The organism is Saccharothrix hoggarensis, assembly GCF_042678885.1.
GTDB lineage: Bacteria > Actinomycetota > Actinomycetes > Mycobacteriales > Pseudonocardiaceae > Actinosynnema > Actinosynnema hoggarensis.
In genome coordinates this window covers 1-15,017 of the sequence record NZ_JBHTLK010000179.1, presented here as the reverse complement: position 1 = coordinate 15,017, position 15,017 = coordinate 1, and the positions used below count along the sequence as shown (strand labels likewise).

The 15,017-nt window shown below is 72.7% G+C and carries 13 protein-coding genes; 5 read left to right on the top strand and 8 right to left on the bottom strand.

The window, feature by feature from the left end; genetic code table 11:
* Window positions 1–162: 162 nt before the first annotated feature.
* Complete coding sequence (locus tag ACFQ3T_RS26665; RefSeq protein ID WP_380727074.1) at window positions 163–1,731, bottom strand: flavin-containing monooxygenase; 1,569 nt, start codon at window positions 1,729–1,731, stop codon at window positions 163–165.
* A 562-nt stretch (window positions 1,732–2,293) separates the two neighbouring features.
* Here ACFQ3T_RS26665 and ACFQ3T_RS26660 point away from each other — a divergent pair.
* From ACFQ3T_RS26660 to ACFQ3T_RS26650, 3 genes are all read left to right on the top strand, one after another.
* Window positions 2,294–3,595, top strand: coding sequence for a cation:proton antiporter (locus ACFQ3T_RS26660; protein WP_380727072.1), 1,302 nt, complete (start codon window positions 2,294–2,296; stop codon window positions 3,593–3,595).
* A 103-nt stretch (window positions 3,596–3,698) separates the two neighbouring features.
* Window positions 3,699–4,430: a ZIP family metal transporter gene (locus tag ACFQ3T_RS26655; RefSeq protein WP_380727070.1), complete on the top strand. Its 732-nt coding sequence runs from the start codon at window positions 3,699–3,701 to the stop codon at window positions 4,428–4,430.
* Window positions 4,431–4,499: 69 nt separating this feature from the next.
* On the top strand, window positions 4,500–5,564 hold the full coding sequence (locus ACFQ3T_RS26650; protein ID WP_380727068.1) for a spore photoproduct lyase family protein: 1,065 nt from the start codon (window positions 4,500–4,502) through the stop codon (window positions 5,562–5,564).
* A 73-nt stretch (window positions 5,565–5,637) separates the two neighbouring features.
* Here ACFQ3T_RS26650 and ACFQ3T_RS26645 read toward each other — a convergent pair whose 3' ends face one another.
* Genes ACFQ3T_RS26645 through ACFQ3T_RS26620 form a run of 6 tightly spaced genes read right to left on the bottom strand, consistent with a single transcriptional unit; the run spans window position 5,638 to window position 10,788 of the window.
* Complete coding sequence (locus ACFQ3T_RS26645; protein WP_380727066.1) at window positions 5,638–6,729, bottom strand: cytochrome P450 family protein; 1,092 nt, start codon at window positions 6,727–6,729, stop codon at window positions 5,638–5,640.
* Window positions 6,726–8,141 carry a cytochrome P450 gene (locus tag ACFQ3T_RS26640; RefSeq protein ID WP_380727064.1) on the bottom strand — a complete coding sequence of 472 codons (1,416 nt, stop codon included), beginning with the start codon at window positions 8,139–8,141 and terminating at the stop codon, window positions 6,726–6,728. Before ACFQ3T_RS26640 ends, ACFQ3T_RS26645 begins: the two co-directional genes overlap by 4 nt.
* A 47-nt stretch (window positions 8,142–8,188) precedes the next feature.
* Window positions 8,189–8,785, bottom strand: a complete 597-nt coding sequence (locus ACFQ3T_RS26635; protein WP_380727062.1) for a GTP-binding protein — start codon at window positions 8,783–8,785, stop codon at window positions 8,189–8,191.
* On the bottom strand, window positions 8,763–9,116 hold the full coding sequence (locus ACFQ3T_RS26630; RefSeq protein WP_380727060.1) for a DUF742 domain-containing protein: 354 nt from the start codon (window positions 9,114–9,116) through the stop codon (window positions 8,763–8,765). Before ACFQ3T_RS26630 ends, ACFQ3T_RS26635 begins: the two co-directional genes overlap by 23 nt.
* Entirely contained in the window at window positions 9,113–9,511 is a 399-nt protein-coding gene (locus ACFQ3T_RS26625; RefSeq protein WP_380727058.1) for a roadblock/LC7 domain-containing protein, read from the bottom strand. Before ACFQ3T_RS26625 ends, ACFQ3T_RS26630 begins: the two co-directional genes overlap by 4 nt.
* Complete coding sequence (locus ACFQ3T_RS26620) at window positions 9,508–10,788, bottom strand: ATP-binding protein (RefSeq protein ID WP_380727056.1); 1,281 nt, start codon at window positions 10,786–10,788, stop codon at window positions 9,508–9,510. Before ACFQ3T_RS26620 ends, ACFQ3T_RS26625 begins: the two co-directional genes overlap by 4 nt.
* 411 nt (window positions 10,789–11,199) lie before the next feature.
* Between ACFQ3T_RS26620 and ACFQ3T_RS26615 the strand changes: the two genes are divergently transcribed.
* Together ACFQ3T_RS26615 and ACFQ3T_RS26610 are read left to right on the top strand one after the other, a co-directional pair.
* Complete coding sequence (locus ACFQ3T_RS26615; RefSeq protein WP_380727054.1) at window positions 11,200–12,126, top strand: ATP-binding cassette domain-containing protein; 927 nt, start codon at window positions 11,200–11,202, stop codon at window positions 12,124–12,126.
* Window positions 12,127–12,149: 23 nt separating this feature from the next.
* The gene (locus tag ACFQ3T_RS26610) at window positions 12,150–12,872 is read left to right on the top strand and encodes an ABC transporter permease (protein ID WP_380727076.1); all 723 of its coding nucleotides are present in this window, start codon (window positions 12,150–12,152) and stop codon (window positions 12,870–12,872) included.
* Here the strand turns inward: ACFQ3T_RS26610 and ACFQ3T_RS26605 are convergent.
* The coding region (locus ACFQ3T_RS26605; protein WP_380727052.1) for an ATP-binding protein at window positions 12,856–15,017 on the bottom strand (2,162 nt) is incomplete at its 5' end. The genes ACFQ3T_RS26610 and ACFQ3T_RS26605 overlap by 17 nt on opposite strands.

The window sequence follows — 15,017 nt, the reverse complement described above, 5'->3', positions numbered from 1 at the left end:
GGGTGCGGGCGTCCGCACGCGGTCGCTCGACGTCCGGTGGCGGTCGGGAGGCGTGGTGGCGGGCCGCGGCCCGTGCGGTGCCCGCCGCCGGGGAGCGGCGTGAAGCCCGGGCGCACGCGTGACTTGCCCGTGCGGGCCGTGGATCGGGGGTGGGACCGGCGCTTAACCGTCCGTTGTGGACGATCCGGCGCGGGCGGCGCGCTCACCGCGGTGCGCCGGCGCCACCGTCACCGCGTCGAGGCCCGCGGGTCGCGCGCCTCCGGGCGGAGGTGCGGGCAGTCGGGCGAGCAGCGCTCGCGTCACGCGGCGGTAGGCCGCGGGGTTCACGGGGACCAGCCAGTGCGCGGCCCGGACCGCTCTCGGGATGTTGACGTCCAGGTCGGCCAGCACTTCGTCCACGTTGTGCAGCGAGAACGGGATGATCTTCGTGTTGTGGCAGTGGTGGCCGTCGGTCGCCTCGTCCATGAACGCGATCTGCGCGGCGATCGCGGCGCGCATCGCGTCGTCGTCCGGCAGCCGCAGCGCGCCCGCGAGGTCGGCCGCGATCCAGAGCGCCGCCATCTCGGCGTTGAGCTGGCTGAAGAACGACGAGTTGTAGCCGTTGAAGTACAGGCCCGGCACGCCGACCGGCCGGATCTGGCGGTAGAGCAGGAAGTTCCCGCGCTCGTCCTGCACGCGGTCCCGCACGTCGGCCGGGAGGAACGGCACGGCCTGGACGAAACCCGTCGCGCAGACGACGAGGTCGGCGGGCAGCTCGGCGCCGTCCGACAGCGCCGCCCACGGCTTGCCGCCCCGCGCGAACAGGCGCGTGATCCGGCGGTCCCTGCGGACCCGGATCGACCCGTCGGCGACGCCCTCGAAGAACCCCTCCGTGGCGAGGCCGATCGCGTTGCGGATCATGTCCTCCATGTGCCCGGCCGGCACCAGGCCGTGCTCCTTGAGCCGGAACTGCCGGACCGACACCGACCCGACCGAGTTGATCATGTTGCGGCGCAGGCGGTCGGCGGGCCCGTGCAGGAACTTCTCGAACCCGCGCAGCCGCGCGTACCGGAACAGGGACTCGCCCATGCGCGTCATCAGCAGCACCTTGAAGTTCACGACGCCGCCGATCTTCCTCGGCACCTTCCACACCACCTGCCGCGCGACGACGTCCGTGCTCGCCGCCACCTCGGAGATCGGCACGGTCACGTCGCACGCCGACTTGCCGTAGCCGACGACCACCACGTGCCTGCCGCGCGCGTCCTCGACGTCGTGGAACTCCGTGGCGGCGCACACCCGCCCGCCGGCCGCCTCGAACTCGGCGCGACCGGGGTAGTCGGGCACCGCGGGCTCGCACAGCACGCCGTTGGCGACGACGACCCGGTCGTACACCTCGCCGGTGTCACCGGTCGCGACGCGCCAGCGCCCGTCGGTGGTCGGCGTCACGGCCGTGACCGCCGTGTTCAGGCGCAGGTGCGGCACGAGGCCGAACCGCCTGGCGTACGCGGCCAGGTACGCCTGCACCTGCTCGCCCGTCGGCCACTCGGGGAAGTCCTTCGGCATCGGGAAGTCCGACAGCGCGTACTGGTCCCTCGGGCTCTGCGTGGTGAGCCCCGGATATCGCCGGGCCGCGCTCCACACGCCGCCGACTTCCGAACTCTTCTCGAACACCGTGATCGCGTGCCCCGCCTGCCGCAGCACCTTGGCCGTGGCAAGGCCGGCGACACCCGCGCCAATGACCGCGACGTGCACGACTAGCTCATTTCCGGTCGGGGGCGGAACGGGGTGCCGAAGCGCGCCGGGATCTCCCCAACGCGAATGATCTGTCTTGTTCCGAGTGCCATGCCGTCGCCTTTTCCGAGTGGTGCGCACCCGCCGGTCGGTCGAGCGCGATGCCGTGACCGCCCAGCTCACGGCGGCCCTGATGTCGTTTTGCTGCGCCGAGAAGATCTATACCTGGTGCCGCCCGGGATCATTGTGCGAGTAGACCGGGTTCACTCGCCGGCGCGGGTAGGCAAGTCCGTTCGAGGGGGTGATATCACGCTACGTGCGCCGTGGCCGCGTCAACGGGTAAGGCTATGGAGAACGGTGATCAGTAGGTCGTGTTTCCCCGGCCGTCTACGCTGCGCGCGGATTGCGCCCGCCGCTGGTCGGAGGGGGTCACGTCGACATTCACGCCGGGTCGGAAGGCGTTCAGGTTCGCCGGGTCGTGAAGGCGTTCGGAGGATTAGCACCGGCGGATCGGGGTATGCGGCCGGGGTACCGCCGCGGCCGGCGCTCGTCCGTCCGCGGCCCGACGAGAGGAGCGAACCCGGTGGGTCCGGATGCCGTGGCCTACGCCGGCGTCGGTGTCGCGACCCTCCTGGCCGCGCTGCTGCCCCGCGTCCTGGGCAAGGCGCCGCTCTCGATGCCGATGATCTTCCTGGCCGCGGGCGCGATCGCGTTCACCGTCGCCGACCCGCTGCCCGACCCGGACCCGGCCCGGCACGGCTCGGTCACGCTCCACCTCACCGAGCTGTGCGTGATCATCTCGTTGATGGGCGCGGGGCTCGCGCTGAACCGGCCGGTGGGCCTGCGCCGCTGGTCGACGACGTGGCGGCTGCTGGGCATCACCATGCCCCTGTCCATGCTCGCCGTCGGGCTGCTGGGGTGGGGCGCGCTCGGCTGGGGGCTGGCGTCCTCGGTGCTGCTCGCGGCCGTGCTGGCGCCGACCGACCCGGTGCTCGCCAGCGAGGTGCAGGTGGCCGAGCCCGCGGAGAACCCGGACGCGCCCGGCGAGGGCGAGGACGAGGCCCGGTTCGCGCTGACGTCCGAGGCCGGGCTCAACGACGGGCTGGCGTTCCCCTTCACCTACGCCGCCGTCGCCATCAGCATCGTCGGGGCCGCGCCGGACGGCTGGCTGCCGCACTGGCTCGCCGTGGACGTGCTGTGGCGGCTGGCGTGCGGCGTCCTCGTCGGGCTGCTGACCGGGTGGGCGTTGCGCAAGCTGTTCTTCGCGGCGCCGTCGGAGAACCTGCGGCTGGCCGAGCACGCCGAGGGCTTCGTCGCGCTCGCCGCCACGTTCCTCGCCTACGGCCTCACCGAACTGGCCGAGGGGTACGGCTTCATCGCGGTGTTCGTGTGCGCCTGCACGATCAGGGCGGGCGAGCGCTCCCACGGGTACCACCGCGTCCTGCACCAGTACGTCGAGCAGATCGAGCGGATGCTCACGGTGCTGATCGTCTTCCTGCTCGGCGGGGCGGCGGTCACCGGCCTGCTGGTCGGCACGGGGTGGCGCGAGGTGCTGGTGGCGCTGGTGGTCCTGCTGGTGGTGCGGCCGGTGACGGGCCTGATCGGCCTGGCGCGCGGCCGGACGGGGCCCCGCGAGCGGGCCGTCATCTCGTTCTTCGGCGTGCGGGGCGTCGGATCGCTGTTCTACGTCGCCTACGCGCTGCAGTCCGGGCAGTTCGCCGACCCGGACGCGATCTGGCGGGTGGTCGGCCTGGTCGTGATCGGCTCGATCATCCTCCACGGCGTCACCGCGACACCGTCCATAAGGTTCCTGGACCGCTTGCGGCGACGCGCGGCGCGGGACCGGCACGGCGACCCGGACCAGGCACCCCACACCCCCGTCTGACCACGTCCCGCCGGCCCGCGCGCTCCCGACTCCCGCCCGGGGTGGGGCGCCGCGGGCGGGCGAACGGTGGCGGGGTGACCGGTCCGCCGTCAGAATGGTGGGGATGCTGACCGCGGTGCTGTACGGCCTGGCCGCGTCGAGCGCCCTGGTGCTCGGCTCGATCATCGGCTCGCTGTGGGACCCGCCCCGGTGGCTCACCGGGATCCTGCTGGCCTTCGCCAGCGGCGCGCTGATCTCCGCGCTGGCCTTCGAGCTGTTCGAGGAGGCGTTCCACCTCGGCGGCGCGGTGCGGTCCGGCCTCGGACTGCTGGCCGGCGCGGCGGCGTTCGTGCTCGCGGACTCCGCCCTGGACCGCTACGTCACCGGCCACCCCGGGCCCGAGCAGCGCGAGGTGACGAAGGCCGGCGCGAGCGGTGGGGTCGGGTTCGCGCTGCTCGCGGCGGTGACCCTCGACGGCGTGCCGGAGAACCTCGCGCTCGGCGTGTCGCTGGCGGGCGGGGTGTCGCTGACCCTGCTCGTCGCGATCTTCTTCTCCAACCTGCCGGAGTCGCTGGTCGGCGCCGTCGCCATGCGCGAGTCGGGGCAGAGCCGGAAGACCGTGATCATGACCTGGGCGATCTGCGCCCTGCTGCTCACGGGCGCGGTGGTGCTCGGCAGGCTCGTCGCCGGAGGGCTGAGCGACGCCGTGCTGGCCGTGGCGCTGTCCTTCGCCGGCGGTGCCGTGATCGCGTCGCTGGCCGACACCCTGATGCCCGAGGCGTTCGAGCACGGCCGGCCGCTCAACGCGTTCGCCACGGCCGGCGGCTTCTTCCTGTCCTTCGTGCTGGCCGCCTGACCGGGTGAACCGCGCCACACGGCACCGTTCGACGTGCGGATTTGTCGGTCCCGTTCGGACACTGGAGTGGTGACCGCCCAGCCGCTGATCTCACCCACCCGCATCTACGTGGAGCCCGCCGCCGCCGCGCTGCCGCGCGGGCGCGAGGTGCTGGACCGGTTCCCCGACGCCGAGCGCGTGGAGGTCGACAGCCACTGGCGCATCCCCGAGCTGCACGGCGACGAGGCCAACGCCCGCCGCTGGGTCCGCATCAAGCAGGAGGCGCTGGTGCTGGGGGTGAAGAAGTCGCTCGCGGCCCGGCCCAACGGGCGCTCCGCCCACTTCATCGCCCCGTCCACGGCCAACGGGTGCGCCATGGCGTGCGCGTACTGCTACGTGCCCCGGCGCAAGGGCTACTCCAACCCGATCACGGTGTTCGCGAACATCGAGCAGATCACCGGCTACCTGGCCCGGCACGTCGCGCGGCAGGGCCCGATGACCGAGCCCGGCCAGGTGGACGACCACGCCTGGGTGTACGACATCGGGGAGAACTCCGACTGCTCCGTGGACGCCCTGGTCAGCGACAACGTGCGCGACCTGGTGCGCCTGTTCCGCGGCCTGCCGACCGCCAAGGCGTCCTTCGCCACCAAGCACGTCAACCGGGACCTGCTGGACTGGGACCCGAGGGGGCGCACCCGCGTGCGGTTCTCGCTGATGCCCGAGCGCACGGCGAAGCTCCTCGACCTCCGCACCAGCCCCGTCGCCGAACGCCTCGCCGCCCTGGACGACTTCCGCGCCGCCGGGTACGAGGTGCACGTCAACCTCAGCCCCGTCGTCGTCCACGACGGCTGGCTGGACGACTGGCGCGACCTGCTCGGCGCGCTGGGCGACGCGACGTCACCCGAGACCCGCGACCGGCTGGCCGCCGAGGTCATCATGCTCACCCACAACGAGGCGCTGCACGACGTGAACCTCCGCTGGCACCCCCGCGCCGAGGACGTCCTGTGGCGGCCGGACCTGCAGGAGGCGAAGCGCAGCGAGGGCGGCGGCGTCAACGTCCGCTACCGGCGCGGCCTCAAGCGCGCCCTGCTGGACGACCTGCTGGCCCTGATCGCCGAGCACGCCCCGTACCTGCGCGTCCGCTACGCGTTCTGACGGCGCGGACGCCCGGGTCGGCCCGGTCGACGTCGCGTTCGACGACCGGGCCGACCCCGGGAGAGGGATCGCACTACTTCAGCCGCACCGGCAGGGATTCGTGGCCGTTGGAGATGAACGACTGGCCCGGCTTCAGCTCGTGCGGCGCCACGGCCAGTTCCATCCCGGGGAACCGGGCGAACAGGGCCGGGAGGGCGATCTCGGCTTCCATCCGGGCCAGCGGGGAGCCCAGGCAGTAGTGCACGCCGTGGCCGAAGGCCAGGTGCGCCTTGTCGGCCCTGGTGACGTCGAACTGGTCGGCGGTCTCGCCGTGGACCGCCTTGTCCCGACCCGCCGCCGCGTACGCCGCCAGGATCGCCTCGCCCTGGCGGATGACCACGCCGTCGCCGATCTCGATGTCCTCCACGGCGTACCGCAGGGGCAGGTTCGCCACCGGGGCCTGCCAGCGCAGGGTCTCCTCGATCACGTCCGCCCAGCTGCTCGTGCCCGCGCGGACGGCGGCCAGCTGCTCCGGGTGCGTCAGCAGCGCCGTGATCGCCTGGTCCAGCAGGTTCACCGTGGTCTCGTACCCCGCCGAGATCACCAGGATCAGCGTGTCGACGAGCTCGGCTTCCTCCAGCGTCGAGCCGTCGTCCTCGCGCACCGCGATCAAACCGCTGGTCAGGTCGTCGCCGGGGTTCTCCCGCTTCTCCGCGACCAGCTGGTGCATGATCCCGTACAGCCGCACGACGTTCGCCTGGGCGGCCTCCGGCGTGATCGTGGTGTCGAAGACGCCGTCGACCACCTCCCGCAGCTCCGACCGCGCCTCGGCCCGCACGCCGAACAGCTGGCAGATGACCTCGATCGGGATCGGGTAGGCGAACCGGTCGCGCAGGTCCACCGGCTGCTCCGCCGCGTCCAGCTCGTCCAGCAGCCGGGTGGTGATCTGCTCGATCCACGGCCGCATCGCCGCCACCCGCCGCGCCGTGAACGCCTTGGACACCAGCGAGCGGAGGCGGCGGTGGTCGTCGCCGTACGCGGTGAACATGTTCTGCACCGACACCCACAGGTGCAGCGGCCAGTCCTCGGAGATCTCGCCGCTGGAGTACGCCGGCCAGTGCCGCCGCGGGTCCTTCGAGACCCGCGGGTCACCGAGCAGGCCGCGCAAGGTCTCCTGGCTGGTCACCGACCACGCACGAACCTGACCAGGGAGCTCCACCAGCGTCGCCGGCCCTCGTGCGGCGATGGCCGCGGACTCGCCGTGGAGGTCACGGCCGGTGGGGTCGAGGACGATGGGGTCGAGGGCGGCGGGGTGAACGGCGGGGGAGTCGACGGCGGCGGAGCCGAGGGCAGCGGGTGCGGCGGCAGCGGGTTCGAGGACGGCGGGGTCGGCTGGACGTTCCATCGGGTTTCTCCAGGTGACTCGTCGGGGTGGACGGGCACGGCTACCGGGGTGAAACGCACGGGCAGCGCGGTGAGCGCGCGGTGGAACGGGCCCGGCCGCCAGACCAGCTGGTCGACGGGGACGGCGAGCCGCATGTCGGGCAGGGCGTCGAGGATCTTCTCCATCGCCACCGACGCGATGAGCCGCGCCGGCTGCTGGGCCGGGCAGGAGTGCACGCCCGCGCTCCACGCCAGGTGCGCGCGGTTGCCCGAGCGCTGCTGGCCCGCCAGCACGGGGTCGTTGTTGGCCGCCGCGAAGCTGATCACGACCGGCTCGGCGGCGGGCAGCCGGACCCCGGCGAAGTCGGTGTCCTCGACCGGGTAGCTCGCCGAGTAGTTCGCCATCGGAGGGTCGGTCCACAGCACCTCGTCCAGCGCCTCCTCGACCGGCATGCTGCCGCCGGAGAGGTCGCCCGCGAACCGGTCGTCGGACAGCAGCAGCCGGATGCCGTTGGCGATCAGGTTCTGCTCGGGCTCGGTGCCCGCGCCCATGAGCAGGATGAGCTGGTGGATCAGCTCCTCGTCGGTCAGCCGCGCCGGGTGGGCCATCATCCACGACGGCATGTCCTGGTCGGGGTGCCCCCGCTTGAGCGCGACCAGCTCCAACATGCACTGCGTCAGCTCGGCGTTGGCCTTCTCCGGCTCCACCATGTCGAAGATGCTGCGCATGGCGGCGACCAGCCGGTCACCCAGCTCCGGCGGGCAGCCGTAGAGGTGGTTGAACATCATCAGCGGCAGCAGCTGCGCGTACTGGCCGAGCAAGTCGGCCTCGCCGTCGCGGGAGAACCGCGCGATCAGCCGGTCCGCGGTCTGCTCGACGTAGGCGCGCAGCGCGTTCCCGTCCACCCTGGCCAGGCTGTCGGTGACCACGGCGCGCAGCCGCGCGTGCTGGGCGCCGTCCGTGAACAGGCAGTTCGGCCGGTACATCATCATCGGCAGCACCGGGCTGTCCGGCGGCATCTTCGCCTGCCACCGCCGCGGGTCGCGCGGGAACGCGCTGGGGTTGCGCAGGACGTCCAGCGCGGCGGTGTAGCCCACGACGAGCGTGGCGGGCACACCGGGCGCCAGCTCGACCGGGGCGACCGGCCCGTGCTCGCGCAGGGCCTGGTACGTCGCGGCCGGGTCGGCGGCGAACTCCGGGCCGTGCAGCGGCATCCGGCCGCGGTGTGCGGGACATGCCTGCCCGGGGGCGGCTTGCGAGGTCACACGTTCTCCTGGTTGCGGGTCAACAGGTACTCGACGAGGGTGATGAGCGCCTCCGTGGACGACGTCGCGTCGCGGGCGTCGCAGAACACCAGTGGGGTCTCGGGCAGCAGGTCCAGCGCGTCGCGCAGCTCGTCGCCGGGGAAGGCGGGCGCGCCGTCGAAGGAGTTGACCGCCACCGCGTACGGGATGCCCAGCTCCTCCAGCAGGCTCATGACCTCGAAGGACTGCTCCAGCCGGCGGGTGTCGGTGAGCACCAGCGCGCCGAGCGCGCCGTAGGCGATGTCCTTCCAAACCTGCGTGAACCGCTTCTGGCCGGGCGCGCCGAACAGGTAGAGCACCAGTTCGTCGTTGAGCGTCAGCCGGCCGAAGTCCAGCGCGACCGTGGTGGTGCTCTTGCCGTTCACGCCGGCGAGGTCGTCGACGAGGGCCCCGGCCTGCGTCATCGTCTCCTCGGTGCGCAGCGGGCGGATTTCCGAGAGCGTGCCGACGTAGGTGGTCTTGCCGACCGCGAACGGACCCACGACCAGCAGTTTCACCGCCGTCCGCACGGTGTCGCGCAGGTAGACGCCGTCAGAGGCGAGCGCGGAGGCCATCGAGCACGTCCTTCAGCAGCTTCATGTCGGGGCGGGCGGTGTGCGAGACCGCGGCGTGCGTGGCGATGTGACCGCTGTCGACCAGGTCGGACAGCAGCACCTTGGTCACGCTGATCGGCAGCGAGAGGTGCGCGGCGATCTCGGCCACCGACAGCGCGCCGCCGCGGCACAGCTCCATCAGCCGCTTCTTCTCCGGCGACAGCCCGGCGACCTGCTCACGGGTGGCGATCACGACCGTGACCGCGTCGAACGTGTTGCGGCTGGCGTGGGCCCGGCCGCCGGTCACCACGTACGGCCGCACCAGCCCCCGCAAGCGCCTCTCGCCGCTCACGCCGGCTTGCCGGCGTCCTGTCGCGGCGGGCTGGTGAGTTCCTTGCCCAACCGCTGGACGAGCTCCTGGATGCGGAAGGAGACCGCCTCCATGTCCACCCGCGCGGTGGCCGACACGGCGAGGTACGCGCCCGGACCCGCCGCGGCGAGGAAGACGTAGCCGCCGGTGAACTCGCTGACCGTCTGCTGCCACTCGGCGCTGGTCTGCCCGCAGAACTCGGCGGTGGCGCGGGCCAGCGACTGGAGCGCGGACATCGCGGCGGCGTGCCGTTCCGCGTCGTCCCGGTCGATGCCGGCGGAGTGCGCCATCAGCAGCCCGTCGGCCGACAGCAGGACGGCGTGCCGCGTCTCCGGCATCTTCAGGGCGTCGTCGAGCATCCAACCCAACTCGTTCATGCCTGGCTGTTCCCTTCAGCGACGGGCGGTGGGGTGGTGGCCCGGCCCGAATCGGTCCCGCGCTTCCAGGCGGCCAGCCCGGTCGCGATCCGCTGGTCGGCCGGCGGTTGCCCGGCGGGGCTCGACACCGGGGGCGCCGACGGCGCCGCGACCTGGCCCGGGGCGGACACCCTCCGACGTCGGGGCAGGCCACCAGGGGTGCGTTCCGGCTCCGCGTCGTCCACGGGCGCGGCCGGCGGGGTCCGCTGCTCGGGCGGGAGCGCGACGGCGTTGTCGGGCATGGCGGGCTTGCTGACGCGGGTCAGCAGCTCGGTCGGCAGGAACACCACCGCCCGCACGCCGCCGTACGGCGAGCGCGTGTCCACCGAGACGCGGAAGCCGTAGCGCTTGGCCAGCACGCCGATGACGGCGAAGCCGACCTGCGGCGGGTCGCCGAGCCGGTTGATGTCGTTGGCGCCGTCGCCGGTCAGCAGCCGGGCGGCGCGCCGCAGCTCCTCGACGGTCATGCCGACGCCGCCGTCGTCGATCATCACCACCATGCCGTTGTGCGCCTGCTGGAAGTTGACCTCGACGCTGGTGTTGGGCGGCGAGTGCCGGGCGCCGTTGTCGAGCAGCTCGGCGACGGCCAGCACGACCGGCTCGACCGCGCGGCTGACCACGGCGACGTCCGACTCGGCCGGGACGTTGATCCGCAGGTAGTCCCGGATGCGCGAGGTGGCGCCGCGCACCACGTCGGTCAGCGACGACGCCGACCGCTGCTGGCCGGGCCACGACCCGCAGAGCACGGCGGTCGCCTGGGCCCGGCGGTTCAGCTGCGAGTTCATGTGGTCGATCCGCATCAGGCCGGCGAGCACGTCGGGGTCGTCGTGCCGGTCCTGCATGGTCGAGATCGCGACCTGCTGCTCGTTGGCCAGGCTCTGCACCGCGCGCATCATCGACTTCAGCGTGGCGCGGGCGGACTGCTCGCCGCGGGCGGAGGCCTGCCCGACGGAGTCGGTGAACAGCGCGAGCACCCGGTCGTGGCCCTCGGCCGCCTCCGGGCGCCGCGGACCGGGCACCTCGACGGGCCGGTGGCCCAGCGACTCGGCGAGGGCCGGCAGCCGGGCCTCGACCAGGTGCCGATCCTCCTCGGCGCGGACGCGCGCCCAGTGCTCGGCCGCCTCGGCCCGCGCGCGCAACGCGCGGGCGGCCTGCCTCTGGCGTACCAGCAGGAACACGGCGACCAGTGCGACGGCGAGCGCGAACCAGAACGCCACTGCGAGAGTTTGTCGGTCCATCAATTCCTCTGAGCGGGCGTGCTGCCGGATACCAGTGCGCCGGGAGGCTCTGATCTTAATCACGGGACTTCGCCGCACGCCAAGTGGTCGTCGCAGTCTCCCCCTGATGGAGCAACTGCCGCGAACCATTACCATATGTCCACTCTGGACGTTGTTCGTGGTCCTGAGGTGCGCATTTCCGGAAAATCATATTGCGGGCGATGTCGTCGCTTCGGCTCTCCGGATTGCGCGTGACGCGCGCCGTGCGTGACCGCGTGACCTGCGACGTCGTGTCCCGGCACGTCGCCGTTCCGGCGGGTCTGGACGAGGTGGGGCCGCCCGACGGCGGTGGCGGCCGGCGCGGACACCGTGTCGGCGGTCGTGTCAGCGGCGTGTCAGGGGCGTGGCGGCGCCGGCCGTGATGGTGGGCGCATGACAAGTTCCGCGATTGAAGTCGCAGGGCTCCGGAAGGCGTACGGGGACAAGGTCGTGCTCGACGGCATCGATTTCGATGTTCGCCAGGGCGGCATTTTCTCCCTGCTCGGTCCGAATGGGGCGGGTAAGACGACCACGGTGAACGTGCTGACCACGTTGACGAAGGCCGACGGCGGGACGGTGCGCGTCGCCGGGCACGACGTCGCCGCCGACGCGAAGGCGGTGCGCGCGGCCATCGGCGTCACCGGGCAGTTCGCGGCGGTGGACGACCTGCTGACGGGCCAGGAGAACCTGCAGCTGATGGTCGACCTGAAGGGCGGCGGCCGGCGGGTCGTCGCGGAGTTGCTGGAGCGGTTCGAGCTGGCCGAGGCCGCGAGGAAGCCCGTCTCCACCTACTCCGGGGGCATGCGCCGGAAGCTGGACCTCGCGATGACGCTCGTCGGCGCGCCGCGGATCATCTTCCTGGACGAGCCGACGACCGGGTTGGACCCGCGCAGCCGCCGCACGATGTGGACGATCATCCGCGAGCTCGTGGCGGACGGCGTCACGATCTTCCTCACCACCCAGTACCTCGAGGAAGCCGACCAGCTCGCCGACCGGATCGCGGTGCTCGACCGGGGCCGCCTGGTCGCCCAGGGCACCCCGGACGAGCTCAAGAGCCGCCTCCCCGGGACGCACGTCCGGCTCAGGTTCGCCGACACCGCCGACCTCGACGCTGCCGCCCGGCTCTTCGCCGGCTCCGCGCGGGACGACGAGGGACTGGCCCTGCGGGTGCCCAGCGACGGCGGCACGAAGTCGTTGCGCGGTCTGCTCGACCGGCTCGACGAGCACTCGCTGAACGCGGAGGCGTTCTCCGTCCACACCCCCGACCTCGATGACGTGTTCCTCGCCCTGACGGGCCGCACCGCGGAGGACGCGAAGTGAGCGCCAAGTCCCACTCGACGGTCATGTTGCGCCGCAACTTCAAGCACATCGCCCGGAACCCGACCTCGGTGTTCAACGCGGTGCTGATGCCGGTCGTGATGATGTTGATGTTCGTGTACGTGTTCGGTGACGCGTTCGACGTCGGCGTCGACTACATCGACTACGCGACGCCGGGGCTGATGCTGATGGCCGTCTGCTACGGGCTGGGCGCCACCGCGACGTCGGTGAACTCGGACATGACCAAGGGCATCATCAACCGGTTCAAGGTCATGGACGTCTCGCGCGGCGCGGTGCTGACCGGTCACGTCGTCGCGAGCGTGCTGACGAACCTGGTCGCCATCGCGGCGCTCGTCGGGGTGGCGTTCCTGCTGAGCTTCAGCCCGTCGGCGGGCTTCCTCGACTGGCTCGGCGTGGTCGGCATCGTCGTGCTGCTCGGGTTCGCGGCCGGCTGGTTCACCGTCGCCCTGGGGTTGTCGGCGAAGTCCCCGGAGACGGCGGGGCTCGCCGCCGTGCCGCTGGTGATGCTGCCGTTCTTCAGCAGCGCCATCGTGCCGGCGGAGATGATGGGGCCGGGCATCCGGGAGTTCGCGCGGTACCAGCCCTTCACTCCGATCATCGAGTCGCTGCGCGGGTTCCTCGACGGCGCGCCGGCCACCGGTGACGTGGTCGCCGCCCTCGCGTGGTGCGTCGGGATCGCGCTCGTCGGCTACCTGTGGGCGTCCTCCACGTTCACGAAGCGAGCGTGACCTCGACCAGGCGTGACCAGTCGGCGCTCGTGCCCTCCCGAGCCGCCTCGGCGAACCCCGCGTCGCCGAGGCGGCTCCGCACGGCCTGCTCGATCCGGGCGACGTCGGGGTTGGCGTGATCCGGCAGGCCGCGCACGGCCGCGCTCGCCGCGAGCAGCCGTGCGGCCTGCTCGTGCTGGTCGAGGCGCAACGCCTGGTCCGCGACGCCGACGAGCACCTGCGCGATCAGGGAGGCGTGCCCCGCCTCGGACGCCGCCCGGCAGGCCGCCGCGCGGTGCGCGCGGGCCGCGTCGAGGTCTTCGGCGAGGTAGCCGAGCACGTCCTGGGCCACCGCGCGGATGTTCGGCTGGTCCACCTCGCCGCCCAGCATGGTCGTCGCGACGTCGAGCTGCTCGCGCGCCGCTGCGGTGTCGCCGTCCCACCGGGCGAGCTCCGCCTTCGCGAAGGCCAGCAGCGCCAGGGCGTCCGGCCAGGTGACGCGGTCCGCCAACCGCTGCGCCTCGGCGATGGCCGCCGCGCTGGAGTCCTCGTCGCCGAGCAGCCGGTACAGCTGGGCCTGTCGCGACCGCATCCGGATGACGTCCTCGGTCGCGCCGACCTCGCTGACGATCGCGATGGCCTGCTCGTAGTACTCGCACGCGCCGGCGAACTCGCCGCGCACGGCGATCCGGTCCGCCAACTCCGTCAGTGCGAACGAGATGCCCCACCGCTCGCCGATCGCGCGGAACTCGGCGAGCGCCTCCTCGAGGTACGCGTCCGCGTCGCGCCCGCCGTGGCCGAGCACGATCCGCATCTTGCCGAGGTGCAGCCGGGCCAGCGCGCGCACCCAGGGGTCTTCGTTGTCCAGCAACGCTTCCCACGCGGGCAGGAACGCGCCGGGCTCGCGCAGCATGCGTTCCAGCGGGACGACCAGCGCCAGCATCGGGTTGCCCGGCCGGCCGGTCCGGCTGTACCGGTACGCCTTGTGGATCCACTCCGCGGCCTGGTGCTCGTCGCCCGGACCGGAGGTGACGAACGTCGACATGAGCGCGTACACCATCGCCCGGACCTCGTCGGGCACCTCGCCGGCGACCTCGGTGGCGGCGGCGATCAGCTCCATGCCCTCGGACTTGTGCCCGCTGAGCCACCAGTACCAGCCGGCGGCCGCGGCGAGCCGCATCGCGCCGTGCGCCTCGCCGGCCGCGAGCGCGCCCCGCATGGCGGAACCGATGTTGTCGTGCTCGACGCCGAGCGCGGCGAGCCACTCCAGCTGCCCGGCGCGACGCAGGTGCGGCTCCGCGGTCTCGGCGAGTTCGGTGAAGTGGGCGAGGTGCGCGTGCCGGGCCAGGTCGGCTTCGCCCGCTTCCGCCAGCCGTTGGGCGGCGTACTCCTTGATCGTGCCGAGCATCCGGTAGCGCGGCGCCTCGTCGCCCTCCGCGAGCACCAGCGACTTCTCGGTCAACGCGGTCAGCAGTTCGAGCACCTGCCCCGCGTCGGCGCCGTCCCCGGCGCAGACCCGCTCGGCCGCTTCGAGGCTCGCGCCTCCCGAGAACACCGAGAGCCTGCGCAGGACGACCCGCTCGGCGTCGGTGAGCAGTTCCCAGCTCCAGTCGACGACGGCGCGGAGCGTCCGGTGGTGGGGCAGCGCGGTCCGGCTGCCGCCGGTCAGGAGGCGGAACCGGTCGTCGAGGCGGTGGGCGAGCTGGTCGAGGGACATGGTGCGCAGCCGGGCCGCGGCCAGCTCGATCGCGAGCGGCATCCCGTCCAGCGCGCGGCAGACGCGGGCCATGGTCGCCGACGCGCGGGCGTCGACCGCGAAGTCCTTGCGCACGGCGCTCGCCCGGTCCCGCAGCAACCGGACGGCGGGGGAGCGCTCTACCTCGTCGGGGGCGGCGTCGGGCGCGGGCAGGGCCAGCGGCACGACGTGCCACAGCGCCTCTCCCGTGATGCCGAGCGGTTCCCGGCTCGTCGCCAGGACGCGCAGCCGCCGGCACTCGCCGAGCACCCGGTGGGCGAACGCCGCCGCCGAGTCGATCACGTGCTCGCAGTTGTCCACGATCAGCAGCGCCTCCCGGTCGCGGACGGCGGCGACGAGCCGGTCCGTCGGCTCGGCGTCGTGCGCCGCGCCGAGCAGCGCGTCGCGCAGGCCGAGCGCGGCGAGCGTCG